Raw genomic sequence first — 15,468 nt, 5'->3', positions numbered from 1 at the left:
GCGCCCTGAACAATCTAACGCCGGTCGAATTCGCAGCGGCGCAGGGCAAGAAAGGAATGGAAAACGCTAGCCCGAAAAGGGCGGTTGGACTAACTTAGAAACCGGACCAGCGATTGGGGGCAGGTCAAAGCCATTGACCATGACTCGATTTTCAAAGAGCGGAGTATAGGCGAAGTAGGGCTTTTACGACGAGGTGAAATGTACGTCTATCTGCTGAAAAGCCAAAATGACCTAAGCAAGCGATATATTGGCGTTACGGCCGATATTAAGAGACGGCTTTCCGAGCACAATGCAGGCAAGTCCCAGCACACAGCGAAATATTCTCCATGGAAGGTCGTTGTTGCCGTCTGGTTTGATGACAAGAGCAAAGCAGTGGCGTTCGAAAAATACCTGAAAATCGGATCGGGACATGCTTTTTCGAATAGACATTTTTGGTGATCTTATGGACGCGCCCGGGCTCTTTTCGCTCCTCGGCCTACGAAGCTTGCTTGTCCTTCGTAGCTTTTGCGAAGAAGGAAGCGAAGTAGGCTCCCCCTCTCCAAATCATTCGGACTTGGCCCACCTCGTCCTAACGATGAGAAGATATTGATAATACATGGTTTATAAGACAGCCCCGTTTTTTCAGAGCTGCGAACGGTTGGAGTAGCAAACGGGACTGGCATCGAAAAAAGGCGTATCCCAGGAGCGGACCGACACTGCGCGGGAAGTTTCGAGGGTTCGTGGGGCCAGAAAAAGTGCGCTAGGAGGGGGTCGCAACCAGTTGATTTAATTGACGGACGAGTTTTGGCGAACGACAGGACATGACGCTTCCTCCGTAAGTATCTAATCTAATTAAATTAACGGCAGATCGCCTGGTATCAAGTTATTGTATGCGTGCTTATTAAACTGATAAGAATATATTATGTGCTAATTGATGATCGAATACAAGGGATTTCTGGTCTGGTCAACAAGCCGCGATGGATAATCCGGTTCAAACGGGAAGTAGCAAAAAAAAATCGGTACGCCTTGAGAAACGAGCGCGATAGAAGTAAGCTGGTGGCTGATTTGACGCAAGTCATCGGGCAGCATCGGAAAACGGCAAAAAAACCAAGACAAGGGCTTAATAAACACAGGGGATGATCTGATGTCGAAAAAGGAAAAGGGCGTAAAGCAAGATAAGTCCAATAAGCCGAAGTTGTCGAGCAAGGAAAAGAAGAAAAAGAAGGCCGAGAAAAAAGCTGACAAGAAATTAAAATAGAGCAATCGAACACTTTCAAATGAGCCAACGCACCGGAGATGTGCAGCTCTGGGAACACGACATTTAGTTCACTGAAATTGCATGGTTGTCATTATATGGCCATTGATAGGCCATGAATGGCCGATAAAGGATCGATCCGCTGCCTGCGCCGACCGGCCTGCTCACGCGGCTGATCATGGCTTTGTTAGACTGGGCATGAGGGCCATCCCAATGGAAACCGAACCGCGGTCGCCATTCACAACTTTCCCGAGGGCAGGTTCCACGTTTTCTACGGCGCGGGAAACCCGACCACCTACCAAACCGAGCTGACGTACATCTTTCATGGGGACGGATTTTTATCCGACCGATATCGTACGCTATTCGTCATCCTGAGTCCCCTGGACGAAGGATCTACGTACGCACGGTGAAGTTGTTGTGAATTGGCGGTTGGTGGTTGTAGAAAGTAGATTCTTCGCTTTGCTCAGAATGACAGCCCGCGTGCGACTGACAGCGCTATATACCATTAATATCGTAAGAGAACCGTCATCCTGAGTCCCCGGGCCGAAGGATCTACGTGCGGATGGTGAATTTGCTGGGACTTGGCGTGAAACGTCCTACAACATGCCGCGCAGAATTTCGAGGTTGTGTTGCGCTCTCTCGACATTGGGCTTGGCGCCGATGCGCTCGAAGATCTCCAGGGCCTGCTGAACTAACTTAAGTCCTTCATCCTTTTTTCCCATCTCAAAGAGTAAAGGACCGATGGTGTCATAGCTCTGCCCAATGCCAAGCTGATTACCTAAACTAATCTCGATCTCGAGGCTCTGCTGGTAATGCTCCAGGGCGGCGTCCAAATCGCCGCGATCCTGATGGATCATGCCGATCTGGTGGAGGGATTGGGCAACGCCCGCCTTGTTACCTAGTTCTTTCTCGATTTTGATGCTCTGCTGATATTGCTTTAGGGCGGCGTCCAAATCGCCTCGCAGCTCATGGATTCTACCGATCTGGTGAAGGACGGCAGCCTGCTCCCTTTTCGCGCCGAGCTCATCGAATATCTCTTGCGCTTGCTGGTATTGCTTCAGGGCGGAGTCCAAATTGCCGCGATCATGATGGATCATGCCGATCTGGTGGAAGGATTGGGCGATACCCTTTTTGTTGTCAGGTGGCTCTAGTTTCATACTTTCTTCAAATAGACGAAGCGCGGTCAGATAATCTCCCTGGCCTTCAAACAAAATACCAAGATTATGTAGAGCCGCAGTGCCACCTTCTCCCATATTACGCGCGCCGCGGACCAGGTCGGGAAGCATCTGCTGGACCGAGACCAGGAAGTCGATATCCGATACATATCTTTGTGCGGAAATATCACTGCCGATCAGCAGAGTGTACTGGGAGAGCTTTTGCAGCCAGCGTTTTTGATCGGCCTTTTCCCAGATAGTCTCCCTAATCAGGGCGTGGATCGTGTAGACCTCGACTTTGGGGTAGTGCGGCACTTCCCGGCATTCGACCAGGCTGCGGCGGCTGAGGCGGTCAAGAACTGGAATAGACTCGTCAAACTCAGCGATAAATCCCGCGGCCTCGGCAGTGAACGGCCCCTGAAAGATCGACACAGCCTCGATCAGTCGGCGCTCGTCGGCAGAGAGCGCTTCCAGGCTCAAGGCCAGGGAATTATCAAAGCTGGTCAAATGATCGTCTGTGGCTTTTCCCGTGGCTTTGAGCAGGAACTCTCGAACCTTTTCGATAGCCTGATTAGGATCAATTTTTATCTCTGCCAAGTAGCCGCCAACCAGCCTGCAGGCCAGCGGGTGATCAAGGAGCTTCTCCGCAATTTTATCCAGCTTGTCGGCTGCGAACAGCTCCTTCTTATCGGACAGCTCATCCTCAATGATCAGCATGGCGGAGCCGCGTCTTACAACGCCTATCTTGAATACATGCTCCTTGCTGATGCGCGAGGGTTTCTCACGCGTGGTGACCAGCAGATTGGTTTGCAATCCGACGGTGTTCAAATAGGCTCCCAAAGCAATTGCACCTGGTTCTTTACGGTCCTGGGCCTGCAATACGCTTTCATAGTTGTCGAGGATCAGCAGATATTTGCCCGAGCTCAGTTTCGCATCAACAGCTGCCCGTAGTTGACCTTCGCCAGCTTGCTGTATCTGACCACCAAACAGATGGATTCCGAGTTTTTTTAGAAACCCATCCAGACTCGTGTCGGTCTTGAACGAAAATCCCCACACAGCAGCGAAATTATCTTTGACCTGATTCGCCACCAAACAGGCGAGCACAGACTTGCCGATGCCGCCCATGCCAAGCAGTGTGATCACGCGCTCGCCGCTGTTGAGAAGCCCGGTGATCTCTCCAAGCTCTGTGGTACGTCCGCGAATCAACGTTGGATGGAAAATCTCAGACAGGTCGAACTTGGGCGTGATTATTGTCTGAATTTCAAACGAGGCTTCGATTTTAGATTTAATAGCATCGAGTTCTTTTTTAGATTCTTCTACTATCCGATGTGTTTTTTCAGATTTCTTTTTCTGGAGTAGATAAATGACTATTGCAATAATTACTGCTGCAACTCCAATAATTATCGCAAGCGCCCCCATAAAGACCTCCCCCCAATTCCCATAGAATATACTCTCCGTATGATTAGGATATTCTGACGCGTACGATATTTTTCTGCAACTGATTGCTGGTTTTAATTTAAATTAGCTAAAAAGCCCTGTTTATCAGACCTTCAGCCGCAGGAAGTTCTGCCAGCGTTGGTTGGATTGGGGGATCGGGTCGGCGAACTGCAGCGAGATGTTGAGCTGGGCCTTGACCGATTTGATGTGCACGATGCGGCAGACCGCATCCACGCCGCTAAGCGGGCCGTCCACGATTTTGAGCATCAGGGTGTATTCCACCGTGGGAATGGTGAACCCGTCGCTGCCGGTAAGCGAGATGCGCACGCCGCCCTCGGAGATGTCGAGCACCGTGGCGTCGTAATGATAGCGCTCGTTGCCCTGGATCACCGACAGGCTCGCGGGCTCGCTGCACTGCACGCGGTTGTGCATGCGCAGTTGGGGCGTGTCGTCGTGCATCAGGTCGATGGGGATCATGTTTTGCGCCATGAAGCGCCGCAGGCTCGAGATCGGAATCCGCCGCTCGTTGCTCGTGGGCAGTTTGAAGCCCTGCAGCACTCCGCGGTCGAACCAACGAATCACCGTGTTGATGTTCACGCCGAGCATCTCGGCGACCTCGCCCGTGGTGTACACTTTCTTGGACATCAGCCTTGCCACCTCTGGCCGCGATTATCGCGCGGAATGGGAGACTAGTCAATTAAACGCGACAAGAGAAGCATGTTAAGTAAGCGCTCGATTGGAAAGCCGAGGCTGTCCGGGCTATAATCGAGCGAGACTTTTAATGGAGATCGCAATGTCAGGTCGGATCGGAAATCTTTTAGGGCTGCTGGCCATCTTGCTTTTACTGGCAATGCTCAGCGCGTGCGGCAGCGCGTCGGATGACGACGACACGTCGGATGACGATGATGAAGATGACGACGACGATGTTGCGGACGATGACGACGATTCCGACGACGACGACGACGACGACGACGATGACGAGCCGTTTCCCGCGTGCGACGAGTACGGCACGCCGTCGGTGGCCGGATCAGTGCAGAGCGAGGATCTGCACGAGATCTCGGGCCTGGCGATCAGCGCGCGCAATCCCGGCGTGCTCTGGGCGCACAACGACTCGGGCGATGGAGCGCACATCTACGCGATGACCGCTGCGGGCAAGCACCTGGGCGTGCTGACCTTGGAGGGCGCGGGGTCCGTGGATTGGGAGGACATGGCCATTGGGCCTTGCGGCGACGAGCAATGCCTGTACGTGGCGGATATCGGCGACAACGGCGCCAGCCGCACTGACTGCACGATCTATCGCGTGGTCGAGCCCGAGGTCGATCCGCTGGATCCGTTCGACGAGCTTGAGCTCGATAGCTGGGAGAGCTTCGAGTTCAGCTACCCTGACGGGCCGCGCGACGCCGAGAGCATAGCCGTGCACCCCGACGGCACGATCTACATCGTCTCCAAATACCCCGCGGGCCTGGCCAAGCTCTACCGCTTTCCCGAGCCGGAGCTCGACGAGTCGCAGACGTTGGAATACCTGGGTGAACTCGACACCGGCGACGGGCCGAACATGACCACGGCTGCCGACATCCACACCAACGGCCTGCGCCTGCTGGTGCGCACGTACCTGAAAGTCATCGAGTGGCGCATTGAGCCGGGCATGCCGTTCGGATTGATCGTGTCCGAGGAGTCCGCCACGCGCCATGAACTGCCCGTGGCCCTGGAGCTACAGGGCGAGGCGATCGCCTACGACCCCTCTGACGGCAGTTATATGCACGTGTCCGAGGGCTCCAACCCGCCGCTGTACCGGGTGAGTTGCCAGTAGGGGGTTTGGGAGGCGTTAGTCTCAGCGATTCCGATTGACTAGTATTCGATATAAGTAGGCGTGCTGTTTTTCATCCGACCAGACCAGCTCCAAGGTACATATCGGTTCCAGTAGTTCTTGCTGCAGGCTGAACGATCGCCGCCATTTATTGGCGTATTCGGAATCGCTACGACTGCTGAGCAGCGGATTGCGCCGCTCCTCGTAGTTCAAGAACCAATACATATCACGCCTGCGGTGGCGTCTGATCAGACGTTTGAGAAAGTGAAGGTCGTTCTTATTGCATTCGTAATCTACGGTGGACTGAAACGTATAGTAAAGGAACTCGGGCTTGCTCTTTGCTGAAAAAACAATGGCGTCCGGTTGACCGTGGGCCTCGATATAACGTACTGCTTCGGGCACCCCGTTGTTCTTTTTCGGCAGGGTGTAATCCTGCAGATACCAGCCCACCGCCCACGCCTGCGATAGGCCAATGATCGCGATGCAGGCGAAAGAGGCATAGGTTCTGAGTCGCGGTTTGAGCTTCAGCAGCGAGCAGCCTCGATTAAAGGACCATACCAGAAACCAGGCCAAGACCAGGGCCAGCCACGGCGCATGAGGCACCATATAGCGCTCATAGAGCGGCATGTGGGGCATGCAATGCAGCAGGATATGCCAAAGTACGGCACCCGAGAACAGGGCCAGGGCCGCCAAGTCCGGCCGATCCCGCAAGCGATAACGGTGGCCTGCCCAGCCCGCCAGTACAAACGAGAAACAGCACGGCACGGCAATCAAAGCGAGCACCTGCAGCAGGAACGAACCGAGCAGCATGCCGCTGACGCTGATCCAATAATCGAATTTGTATCCGAAAGATAAAGCGGTTGCTGCTTGATATCTGGCCTGACTTAGTTCCGGGCCCAACCAAGCAAAGGGGATCATCGTGAATGCCGACCAGACCACCAGAATGATCAGCGGCGGAACGGTTCCCAGGGAGAAGCGGAACAATATGGTATACCAGCGATAGCGCGACCTATCCGAGTTCTCGGGCAAGGTAACCGACAAATACAGCAAAATCATCACTAAAGGAAAGAAGAAGGCGGCCTGTGATTTGGTGCAAAACGCCAGAGAAAAGAATAGGCCGGTGAGCAGCGGTCGCAGGGACGAGGCATAATAGGCTGCTCCAATTATAAAGAGCATGTAAAAGGCCTCTGGTTTGGCCAGTACCTGCTCTTCAATAACCAGGGGACCAAGGGGGTAGATCGCACAGGCGATTAGCGCAGGCAAACGACCGAACCACTTGCGCCCCAAGCCGTACAAAAACAGAGTTCCGGCACACATGGCGAGAATCGCACCGCAACGGCCGCCGAGACCCGATCCGCCCGCGATCCACTGGAAAAAAGCCAGTAAATAATAGACCATGAACGGCTTCATCACCCTCGTCCCTTGGCCCAGATGCCAGTCGCCGGCGAGAATCTGGCGGCCGCCCAGGCTATGTATGGCCTCATCCCCAAATAGAGGATGCTGGACGGCGGCAAAAGAATAGATAATGATCGTTATTACAATAATTAAAGACAGCGCGAGTATGGTTGCTCTAGCGGTTAAGTTTAGTGATTTATCTATCATCGGCTGCTTATGATAATCCTGGAATGAGCACACGACAAGGGTTGAACATATTATTTTACTACTTAATGTTCTAAAAATAACCAGTCGTTTTTCAAAACACAAGAAGGCTGCGATTTCCCTTGACACGCTGGAAACGATTGCTACTATAGAAACGAATTAAACGTAAAACGTTTACTATGGTGGAAAGATGAGCACGCAGGATAACGAGCCCGTTTCCAGGGATGATAAAACGCGGCAGCGGATAATCAGCTATTGCTGGCGCGTGATCTCGGAGCGCGGGTTCCGCAAGGTTACGATCGAGGAGCTGTGCGCGGGCATGGCGCTGAGCAAGCGCACCTTCTATAAGCACTTCGCCAACCGCGATGCGTTGGTCGAGGCGCTGCTGACCGAGATCCTGTTACCCAAGATGCAGATGCTCTACGTCAACCTGCTTTCCGACGATCCGGTGCGCACGGTTATCGAGCGCCATTTCGATTTGCTGCAAACCGAGGTCTTCCCGGTGCTCTCGTTGCGGCTGATGTCCGACATCCAGGACATGATGCCCGAGCTGTGGGAGCAGGCGGTGCAGGGGCGGGCAACGGCCATCGAACTGTTGAGCAAGACTTTGGAGCGCGGTCAGGCCCAGGGCGTGGTGCGCCCCGAGATCAACACCGATGTGCTCAGCCGCGTTGTACAGCGCATTGTGATCAGCGTGGCTGACCCGCATTTCGTGCTTTCCCAGGGGCTGAGCATGCAGGACCTGGTGACCACCATGCGCCAGGTGGTGCTCAACGGCCTGCTGGTCCCTGACCAAGATAAGGAGCAGAAGCGATGATCGGCAGACGGATTATTGCGGTTGCGGCCCTGGCGTTGCTGCTTGCCGCGCCCGCCGCGTCCCGGGCCGACGAGCCCTGGACCCTTGATCGCGCAATCGACTACGCCCTGGTCAACAACCCGGATTTGGCGGTCTACGCCGCCGACGTGAGGACCGCCGAGCAGGTAAGCAAGCAGGTCTTCGGCAACTACCTGCCGCAGCTTGCGTTGGAGGGCGGGTACCAGTATCTGGGCAACGTGCCCACGATCACCGTCAAGATCAAGCTGCCCGAGGACTTGCCGATCGACCTGGACATCCCGCCGATGAAAATGGAGATGGGCTCCCACGACAACTACCAGGCGCAGTTCAAGCTCGACCAGCTGCTGTTCGGTTCGGGCCGGGTCTTCTATGGCCACCGCGCGGCGCGCTCGCAGGTGGACGGCCGCCAGGCGCAGTACCGCACTGCGCAGCTCAAGGTCGCCCAGCTCACGGCCGAGGCGTTTCTGGGCCTGCTGATTACCGGCGAGAACCTCGACGCGCGGCAACAGGCTTTGGACGCGGCGCAGCAGCACCTGGATCAGGTGACCAACCGTCACGAGGCCGGGGCTGCATCGCGCTACGAGCTGCTGCGCGCCCAGGTCGAGGTCAACAACCTTGAGCCGCAAGTGCACGAGGCGCAGGAGATGCTCGATCTGGCCCAGTCCGGGTTCCGCCGGGCGCTGGGGTTGCCCGAGGATGCGTCGGTGCTGGTCGCGGGTAGTTTGCAGACCGACGTCGCGCCGCTGTCCGAGGAATCGGCGCTGCAATCGGCGCTGGTCAACCGTCCAGAGTTCGAGCTGATCGACGCCGGAGTGCGCGCCTACGAGGACCTGGCTCGCAGCCGACGCGCGCAAATGCTGCCCGCGCTGATGTTCAGCGGCAGCTACGGCTATTCCAAGCCCTACTACTTCGACAAAGAGGGCGACCTGAACTGGAGCGTGGGCCTGGGGCTGCGCGTGCCGATCTTCGACGGGCTGCGCTCCTGGCACGAGGCGGGCGAGAGCCGCGCCCAGGCGCATTCGCTGCGCATGGCCCGCACCCGGCTGCGCGCGGACGTCGATAACGAGCTGCGCAGCGCGGAGCTGAGCAGGCGCGAGGCCGAGCTGCGCGTGCGCAGTACGTCGCGAACCGTCGAGACCGCGGAGAGCATGGTGCAGATCGCGGAGCAGAGCTACACCGCGGGCGCGCTGACCAGCCTGGACGTGATCGACGCCCAACTGGCGCTGACCAACGCGCGGCTGTTGCATCTAAAGGCGCTGTACGACTATCGCCTCTCGCAGGTCCGGCTGGCCGCTGCCGGCGGCGACCTGGAGATGATCAGGAGGCTGTCACAATGAAACGCTTGATCCCGTTGATCCTGGTGCTGGCACTGGCCGGCTACTTCGGCTACCGCTCGTGGGAGCGCGCGCGCGAGGCTGAGACCAACGACCTGTACTACGGCACGGTGGAGGCCGACGAGGTGCTGGTCAGTTCGATGGTCCCCGGCCAGATCCTTGAGCTCTACGCCGAGGAGGGGCGCGGCGTGGACCAGGGGCAGACCCTGATCGTGCTCGACGACAAACTGCTGCGCGCCCAACTGGCACAGGGCAATGCCACGGTACAGGCCACCGGCTCCCAGGTCGGCGTGGTCAACGCCGGGCTGCGCGGCGTCAACACCGAGGTCCAGCGCGTGCGCAAGCTGGTCGAGTCCGGCTCGGCCACGCAGATGCAGCTCGATGCCCTCGAGGCTCAGCGCGACACGCTGCTGGCCCAGCGCCGGGCCGTGGGCTCGCAGGTCAGCGCGACAACGGCCGCGGTGGAGGTGATCCAGACCCAGCTGAGCTACACCACGATCGAGGCGCCGATTTCGGGCACGGTGCTGCGGCTGCACGTGGATCGCGGCGAGACCGTGTTTACCGGATCGTCGCTGATGGCGCTGGCCGACCTCTCAAAGATGAAGATCAACGTCTACGTGCCCGAGCCGCTGCTGGGTAAGATCAAGCTCGGCGAGCGCGTGGAGGTTTTCAACGACTCGCAGCCCGACCAACCGCTCTACGGCAGCGTGGCGCGGATCGCGGACAGCGCGGAGTTCACGCCCAAGAACGTGCAGACCCGCGACGAGCGCGTGCGCCTGGTCTACAAGGTCCGCATCGAGATCGACAATCCCGGCGGCGTGCTCAAAATTGGCATGCCGGTGGACGTGCGGTTTCTAGGGGAGTAGTCCGTGGCGCTGCTCGAAGTCCGCGACCTAGCCCGCAGCTTCGGCCCGATCAAGGCCGTTGACGGCGCGGACCTCAGCGTGGAGCCGGGCGAGATCTTCGGCCTGGTCGGACCCGACGGCGCGGGCAAGAGCACGACCCTGCGCATGATCTGCGGGCTGCTCGACCCGGATCGCGGCGCGCTGAGCGTGGACGGCATCGACGTGGCCGCGCAGCCCGAGCAGGTGCGCGACCGTCTGGGCTACATGCCCCAGCAGTACAGCCTTTACGCCGATCTGACCGTGCGCGAGAACCTCGAGTTCTTCGCCGACATGTACTTCGTGCCGCGCGACGTGCGGCGCAAGCGCCTGGCGCGGCTCTACGAGTTCTCACGCCTCGAGCCCTACGCCGACCGTCCGGCGGGCAAGCTCTCGGGCGGGATGTACAAGAAGCTCGCCCTGTCGTGCAACATGATCCACACTCCCAAATTGTTGCTGCTCGACGAGCCGACCAACGGCGTGGACCCGCTGTCGCGGCGCGAGCTGTGGGAGATCCTCTACAGTTTCGCGGCCCAGGGCGTGGCGATCGTGGTCAGCACGCCGTACATGGACGAGGCCGAGCGCTGCCACCGCGTGGCGCTGATGCACCAGGGCCGGATGCTGGCCGTGGACGCGCCGCAGGCGATTCTGGAGCGTTTCGGCGACGAGCTGTACGAGCTCGAGCGCACGAGCGAGGTGCGTGCGTTGCTTGCCTCGCTGCCGGAGGTGCTGCGGGTCTATCCCGCGGGCGACGCGCTCAAGGTGGTGCTCGCCGCGGGAACCGGCGAGGGGCCGATCCGCAAAGCCCTCGAGTCGGCCGGGATTGAGGCGCGCGCCCTGCGTCTCACTTTACCGAACTTCGAGGACGTGTTCTTGGCGCGGGTGGAGTCCGGACAATGAACGTGGTCTCGGCCCACGGTCTGGTCAAGCGCTTCGGCGAATTCATTGCGGTGGACGACGTGTCGCTCGAGATCGAGCAGGGCACGGTCTTTGGTTTTCTGGGCCCAAACGGCGCGGGCAAGACCACCACGATCCGCCTGCTGTGCGGCCTGCTGCGGCCCGACGGCGGCGCGGCCACGGTGCTGGGTTTCGATCTGGCCAAGCAGACCGACAAGATCAAGGAGCGCATCGGCTACATGAGCCAGCGTTTCTCGCTCTACGGCGACCTGACCGTGCGTCAGAACCTCGAGTTCTACGCCGGGATCTACCAGATCCCGCGCGCCCGGCGGCGTGCGCGCCTGGATTACGCGCTGCAGATCGCGGACCTGCAACACGAGCAACATCGGCTGGCCTCGCAGCTCCCCGGCGGAGTGCGCCAGCGCCTGGCTCTGGGCGCGGCGATTTTGCACGAGCCACAAATCGTGTTTCTCGACGAGCCGACAGCGGGAGTCGATCCGGCCAACCGCCGGATGTTCTGGGACCTGATCGATCAGCTGCGGCGCGAGGGAACCACGGTTTTTGTCACCACCCACTACATGGACGAGGCCGAGAACTGCGGTCGGCTGGTGCTGATCTACTCCGGTCGCAAGATCGCCGAGGCCTCGCCGCGCGAGCTGGTCCAGCGGGAGCTGGCCGGTACGATGTTCGAGGTCCGCAGCGTTGAACCGGCCGCCGCGGTCGGCGCTTTGAGCGGCGCTTCGGGCGTGCAGGCCGCGCAGATCTACGGCCGCAACGCCCGCGTGCTGTGCGACGAGGGCCGCTGCGCTCAGTCCGACCTCGAGCGTCTGCTGGCCGCCGCGGGTCTGGAAGCGGCGCAAGTCCGGCCGACGCGCGCCACCCTCGAGGATGCGTTCATCACCCTGATCGAGCGCGAGGACCGGCGCATCGCGGCCCAGGGAGGGCGCACCCGATGAGAAGCCGCATCCCGGCGGTGGCGCGCAAGGAGACGCTGCACGTGATGCGCGACTGGCGCACGCTGGCAATGGCCTTCGCGCTGCCGATGGCGATGATCCTGCTGTTTGGTTACGGCATCAGTTTTGACATCCGCGACGTCAAGCTCGCCGTGGCTGACGAGGATTGCACCAGTCTCAGCCGCGAGCTGGTGCAAAGCTTCAGCTCCAGCGGCTACTTCAAAATTACCGCGACGCCGACCAACGCCGCCGAGCTCAACGCCGTGCTCGAGAGCAACCGCGCTCAGGTCGCACTGGCGATTCCCGAGGGGTTTGCCCGCGAGCTCGAGGCCGGGCGCGGCCAGACGATCCAACTGCTGGTCGACGGCGCGGAATCGAACACCGCCAATATCGCGTCGAGCTACGTCGAGGCGATCGTCAATCAGTTCAATACCGAGCTGATCCTCGAGCTGATGCAGCGTCGCGGAGTGCGCAATCAGGCCGTGCCGCCGATGGCCGCCCAGGTGCGCGTCTGGTTCAACCCGCTGGTCGATTCGGCCACGACAATCGTTCCCGGGCTGATCGCGGTGATCATCATCATGATCTCCTCAATGCTCACCAGCTTGACCATCGTGCGCGAGCGCGAGCAGGGGAGCCTGGAGAGCCTGTTCGCCACGCCGGTGCGCAGGCACGAGGTGGTGATCGGCAAGATGCTGCCTTACCTGGCGATCGTGATGATCGATTGCCTGGTTGCCGCGGGGGTCGGCGTGGCCGTGTTCAACGTGCCGTTCAACGGCAGCCTGACGCTGTTCGTGCTCACATCGTTGGTCTTTACCTTTGCCGGGCTGTCGATCGGGATGATGGCCAGCGTGGTTTCGTCCAATCAGCTATTGGCCAACCAGATCGTGATCCTGACCACCATGCTGCCCAGCCTTTTGATCTCGGGATTCATGTTCCCGCTGGAGTCCACGCCGCGCTGGATCCAGATGCTGTCGTACGTGGTGCCCGCGCGCTACTTCGTCGAGATCTGCCGCGGGATCATGCTCAAGGCCCAACCCTGGACCGAGCTGGCCGGGCCGACGCTGCTGCTGTTGCTGGTGGGGCTGTTCTTCTTCTCACAAGCGATGCTGCGCTTTAAGAAGAAGCTGTAGCCTCAATTATTGATGATGGTTCGTTGCGAGGAGCGCAGGATGCCGCAAGAACGAGGACGACGAAGTTGTTGCGAGCAGATTGTGCGCCGCAGTAGAACCATCATGAGTAATGGAGGCTAGATGGGACGCATCCTGCAGATGACGCGCAAGGAGTTCATCCAGGTCTTCCGCGACATGCGGATGGTGGCGATCCTGTTTGTCGCGCCGATTTTGCAGCTGTTTATTTTTGGCTACGCCGTAACCACCGACGTGCGCAACATCTCGCTGGCGGTGATGGATCTCGACCACAGTTCGACCAGTCGCGCGATGGTCGAGGCGGTGGTCAACTCGGGCTACTTCAACCTCGCAGGCGCGGTGGAAAACGATCAACAGATCGAGCGCACGCTGGTCCGCGGCCTGGCCGACGTGGTGCTGGTGATTCCTCAAGGCTACAAGACCGACCTGGAGAGCGGGCGCCGGGCCACGGTCCAGATTTTGCTCGACGGCGGCGAGTCCAACTCGGCCAACGTGGCCATGGGCTATCTGGGCAAGATCTTCGCTGCCCAGGGAATGCGCGAGGTCCAGGGGCGCATGGCGGCGCTCAGCGCCATGGCCGGCGGCGCGCAGATCAGCCTGCCGATCATCACCACCGAGGTGCGTTACCGCTTCAATCCCGAGCTGCGTTCGTCGTGGTACATGGTGCCCGGCGTACTGGCGATGATTCTGATGATCACCGTGATGATGCTCAGCTCGATGGCGATCACCCGCGAGCGCGAGGTGGGAACCATGGAGCAGTTGGCGGTCACGCCGATCAAGCCCTGGCAGCTGCTGGCGGGCAAGATGCTGCCGTTTGCGATTATCGGCATGGTCAACGTCACGCTGATCCTGATCGTCGGAGTAGGGCACTTCGGCCTGCCGATCGTCGGATCGCTGGCGCTACTCTACTTCGCGGCGCTGACCTTTCTGTTCGCCACACTGGGCATGGGCCTGCTGATCTCGACGATGGCCGACACCCAGCAGCAGGCGCTGTTCGTCTCGCTGCTGGTCAATCTGCCGGCGATCATGCTCTCGGGATTTATGTTCCCCATCGAGAACATGCCGTACTCGATCCAGTTGCTGACCTACTTAAATCCCATGCGCTACTTCCTGGTGATCGTGCGTTCGATCATCCTCAAGGGCGCGGGCTGGGCCGTGCTCGCCCCGCAGTTCGGCATGCTAGCGGTGCTCGGGTTGGCGCTGTTCTGGCTGGCGAGCCTGCGTTTCCGCAAGACGGTGTGAACGCTGACAACAACGCGGTTGTCGCGCGGCTGAACCCGTATCCCCAGTCCGGGCTGAGATCGAGTCCGACGCCGGGCTACTGTTTTTTCACGCTGTAGGTGGTGGTCGATTTGGTCTGGATTTGGCCGTCGAGCTTGCCGATCATGGTCACCGTGCCGGTCAGATCGGAGCCCGAAAGCGTCAGCTTGCCGCTCTGTTCGACCATCACTCCCATCTCGTCCGCAGAGTCGGAGTAGGTCAGCGCTCCGCCCTGGTACTTGTAGGTCATAGCGTCCTCGGCCTCGGGCATGCCCTCGAAATTGGTGAGCGACTGTACGCGGTAGCTCTCGTCCGACTGCTTGGTGATCGTCACCTCGGCCGTGCCGTTGTAGGTCATCGAGGAGCCGTAGGTCGGCATCTCGTAGAGCAGCACGGCAGTCCCCTTGTAGGTGCCCACGTAGGCGTCGCCGCCGGCCAGCGCAACCGTCGCGATCAACAACGCCAGGGCCAACGCCCCAATGATTAAACGCCTGTTCATCGATCTCCCCCTGCGAAGATTAATGTATCTATTTCACAGCCTGTAAAAGACAGTCCTCGCCCTGGGCAGGTTTAGCCCGCATTATTCATGAGGCTTCGCGTTCTTTGATGGAAATATCTTTAAAAAGCTAGCACGCGCATTCCGCGGCGGTCAAGAATCAACACGATCCGGCGATGACGGGCCGATGATTGAGCTTGACAGGCGTTGGAACGCACAACTATTTTGAAATACTCAACCCACAGCAGCATCAGCGATCAGCGTCTTACAACGAGCGTGTTCCGGCGGCTCGGCACATAACGTGCCGATGGCCGTGGCCCTTGCTTGTCAATTGCGGGAGACCAGATGGCATACCTGGTGTTCAAACACGGTGCGCAAAAGGGACGCAGGATCGAAATCGACGCCGACGAAATCCGCCTCGGCAGCAATCCGCGCG

The 15,468-nt window shown here is 59.0% G+C and carries 13 protein-coding genes; 9 read left to right on the top strand and 4 right to left on the bottom strand.

All coding sequences use genetic code 11. The annotated features are described in order from the left end of the window. Nucleotides 1-198 precede the first annotated feature (198 nt). Nucleotides 199-438 (top strand): GIY-YIG nuclease family protein, encoded by a 240-nt coding sequence (locus P9M14_13840; protein MDP8256826.1) that lies wholly within the window; start codon nucleotides 199-201, stop codon nucleotides 436-438. A gap of 1,392 nt (nucleotides 439-1,830) precedes the next feature. Here P9M14_13840 and P9M14_13835 read toward each other — a convergent pair. Then, complete coding sequence (locus tag P9M14_13835) at nucleotides 1,831-3,807, bottom strand: tetratricopeptide repeat protein (GenBank protein MDP8256825.1); 1,977 nt, start codon at nucleotides 3,805-3,807, stop codon at nucleotides 1,831-1,833. 123 nt (nucleotides 3,808-3,930) lie between these two features. Then, entirely contained in the window at nucleotides 3,931-4,470 is a 540-nt protein-coding gene (locus tag P9M14_13830) for a helix-turn-helix domain-containing protein (GenBank protein MDP8256824.1), read from the bottom strand. A 148-nt stretch (nucleotides 4,471-4,618) separates the two neighbouring features. Between P9M14_13830 and P9M14_13825 the strand changes: the two genes are divergently transcribed. Then, on the top strand, nucleotides 4,619-5,635 hold the full coding sequence (locus P9M14_13825; protein ID MDP8256823.1) for a hypothetical protein: 1,017 nt from the start codon (nucleotides 4,619-4,621) through the stop codon (nucleotides 5,633-5,635). Between the two features lie 21 nt (nucleotides 5,636-5,656). On the opposite strand, the gene P9M14_13820 is transcribed toward P9M14_13825, so the two are convergent. After that, nucleotides 5,657-7,234 (bottom strand): glycosyltransferase family 39 protein, encoded by a 1,578-nt coding sequence (locus P9M14_13820; GenBank protein MDP8256822.1) that lies wholly within the window; start codon nucleotides 7,232-7,234, stop codon nucleotides 5,657-5,659. Between the two features lie 187 nt (nucleotides 7,235-7,421). Here P9M14_13820 and P9M14_13815 point away from each other — a divergent pair, with 187 nt between their 5' ends. The 7 genes from P9M14_13815 (at nucleotide 7,422) to P9M14_13785 (ending at nucleotide 14,518) form a co-directional block, all read left to right on the top strand. Next, entirely contained in the window at nucleotides 7,422-8,048 is a 627-nt protein-coding gene (locus tag P9M14_13815; GenBank protein ID MDP8256821.1) for a TetR/AcrR family transcriptional regulator, read from the top strand. Next, on the top strand, nucleotides 8,045-9,403 hold the full coding sequence (locus P9M14_13810) for a TolC family protein (protein ID MDP8256820.1): 1,359 nt from the start codon (nucleotides 8,045-8,047) through the stop codon (nucleotides 9,401-9,403). The genes P9M14_13815 and P9M14_13810 overlap by 4 nt, the downstream gene beginning before the upstream one ends. Further along, on the top strand, nucleotides 9,400-10,266 hold the full coding sequence (locus tag P9M14_13805; GenBank protein ID MDP8256819.1) for an efflux RND transporter periplasmic adaptor subunit: 867 nt from the start codon (nucleotides 9,400-9,402) through the stop codon (nucleotides 10,264-10,266). Before P9M14_13810 ends, P9M14_13805 begins: the two co-directional genes overlap by 4 nt. A gap of 3 nt (nucleotides 10,267-10,269) precedes the next feature. After that, entirely contained in the window at nucleotides 10,270-11,181 is a 912-nt protein-coding gene (locus tag P9M14_13800) for an ABC transporter ATP-binding protein (protein MDP8256818.1), read from the top strand. Next, nucleotides 11,178-12,134 (top strand): ABC transporter ATP-binding protein, encoded by a 957-nt coding sequence (locus P9M14_13795; GenBank protein ID MDP8256817.1) that lies wholly within the window; start codon nucleotides 11,178-11,180, stop codon nucleotides 12,132-12,134. The genes P9M14_13800 and P9M14_13795 overlap by 4 nt, the downstream gene beginning before the upstream one ends. Next, entirely contained in the window at nucleotides 12,131-13,261 is a 1,131-nt protein-coding gene (locus P9M14_13790) for an ABC transporter permease (protein ID MDP8256816.1), read from the top strand. The genes P9M14_13795 and P9M14_13790 overlap by 4 nt, the downstream gene beginning before the upstream one ends. Nucleotides 13,262-13,381: 120 nt before the next feature. After that, a complete protein-coding gene (locus P9M14_13785) occupies nucleotides 13,382-14,518 on the top strand; it encodes an ABC transporter permease (GenBank protein MDP8256815.1) in 1,137 nt (378 codons plus the stop codon). Nucleotides 14,519-14,594: 76 nt separating this feature from the next. Here P9M14_13785 and P9M14_13780 read toward each other — a convergent pair whose 3' ends face one another. Continuing rightward, entirely contained in the window at nucleotides 14,595-15,035 is a 441-nt protein-coding gene (locus P9M14_13780) for a hypothetical protein (protein ID MDP8256814.1), read from the bottom strand. Nucleotides 15,036-15,468: the final 433 nt, after the last annotated feature.

Source organism: Candidatus Alcyoniella australis, assembly GCA_030765605.1.
Classification (GTDB): Bacteria; Lernaellota; Lernaellaia; order JAVCCG01; family Alcyoniellaceae; genus Alcyoniella; species Alcyoniella australis.
This window is presented reverse-complemented; position numbering and strand designations above follow the sequence as displayed.

Bases quoted from the DNA above. Each gene is read 5' to 3' on its own strand.
- P9M14_13790 (MDP8256816.1), top strand. From the start codon at position 12,131: ATGAGAAGCCGCATCCCGGCGGTGGCGCGCAAGGAGACGCTGCACGTG.
- P9M14_13795 (MDP8256817.1), top strand. From the start codon at position 11,178: ATGAACGTGGTCTCGGCCCACGGTCTGGTCAAGCGCTTCGGCGAATTC.
- P9M14_13840 (MDP8256826.1), top strand. From the start codon at position 199: ATGTACGTCTATCTGCTGAAAAGCCAAAATGACCTAAGCAAGCGATAT.
- P9M14_13780 (MDP8256814.1), bottom strand. From the start codon at position 15,035: ATGAACAGGCGTTTAATCATTGGGGCGTTGGCCCTGGCGTTGTTGATC.
- P9M14_13785 (MDP8256815.1), top strand. From the start codon at position 13,382: ATGGGACGCATCCTGCAGATGACGCGCAAGGAGTTCATCCAGGTCTTC.
- P9M14_13830 (MDP8256824.1), bottom strand. From the start codon at position 4,470: ATGTCCAAGAAAGTGTACACCACGGGCGAGGTCGCCGAGATGCTCGGC.
- P9M14_13835 (MDP8256825.1), bottom strand. From the start codon at position 3,807: ATGGGGGCGCTTGCGATAATTATTGGAGTTGCAGCAGTAATTATTGCA.
- P9M14_13825 (MDP8256823.1), top strand. From the start codon at position 4,619: ATGTCAGGTCGGATCGGAAATCTTTTAGGGCTGCTGGCCATCTTGCTT.
- P9M14_13815 (MDP8256821.1), top strand. From the start codon at position 7,422: ATGAGCACGCAGGATAACGAGCCCGTTTCCAGGGATGATAAAACGCGG.
- P9M14_13820 (MDP8256822.1), bottom strand. From the start codon at position 7,234: ATGATAGATAAATCACTAAACTTAACCGCTAGAGCAACCATACTCGCG.
- P9M14_13805 (MDP8256819.1), top strand. From the start codon at position 9,400: ATGAAACGCTTGATCCCGTTGATCCTGGTGCTGGCACTGGCCGGCTAC.
- P9M14_13810 (MDP8256820.1), top strand. From the start codon at position 8,045: ATGATCGGCAGACGGATTATTGCGGTTGCGGCCCTGGCGTTGCTGCTT.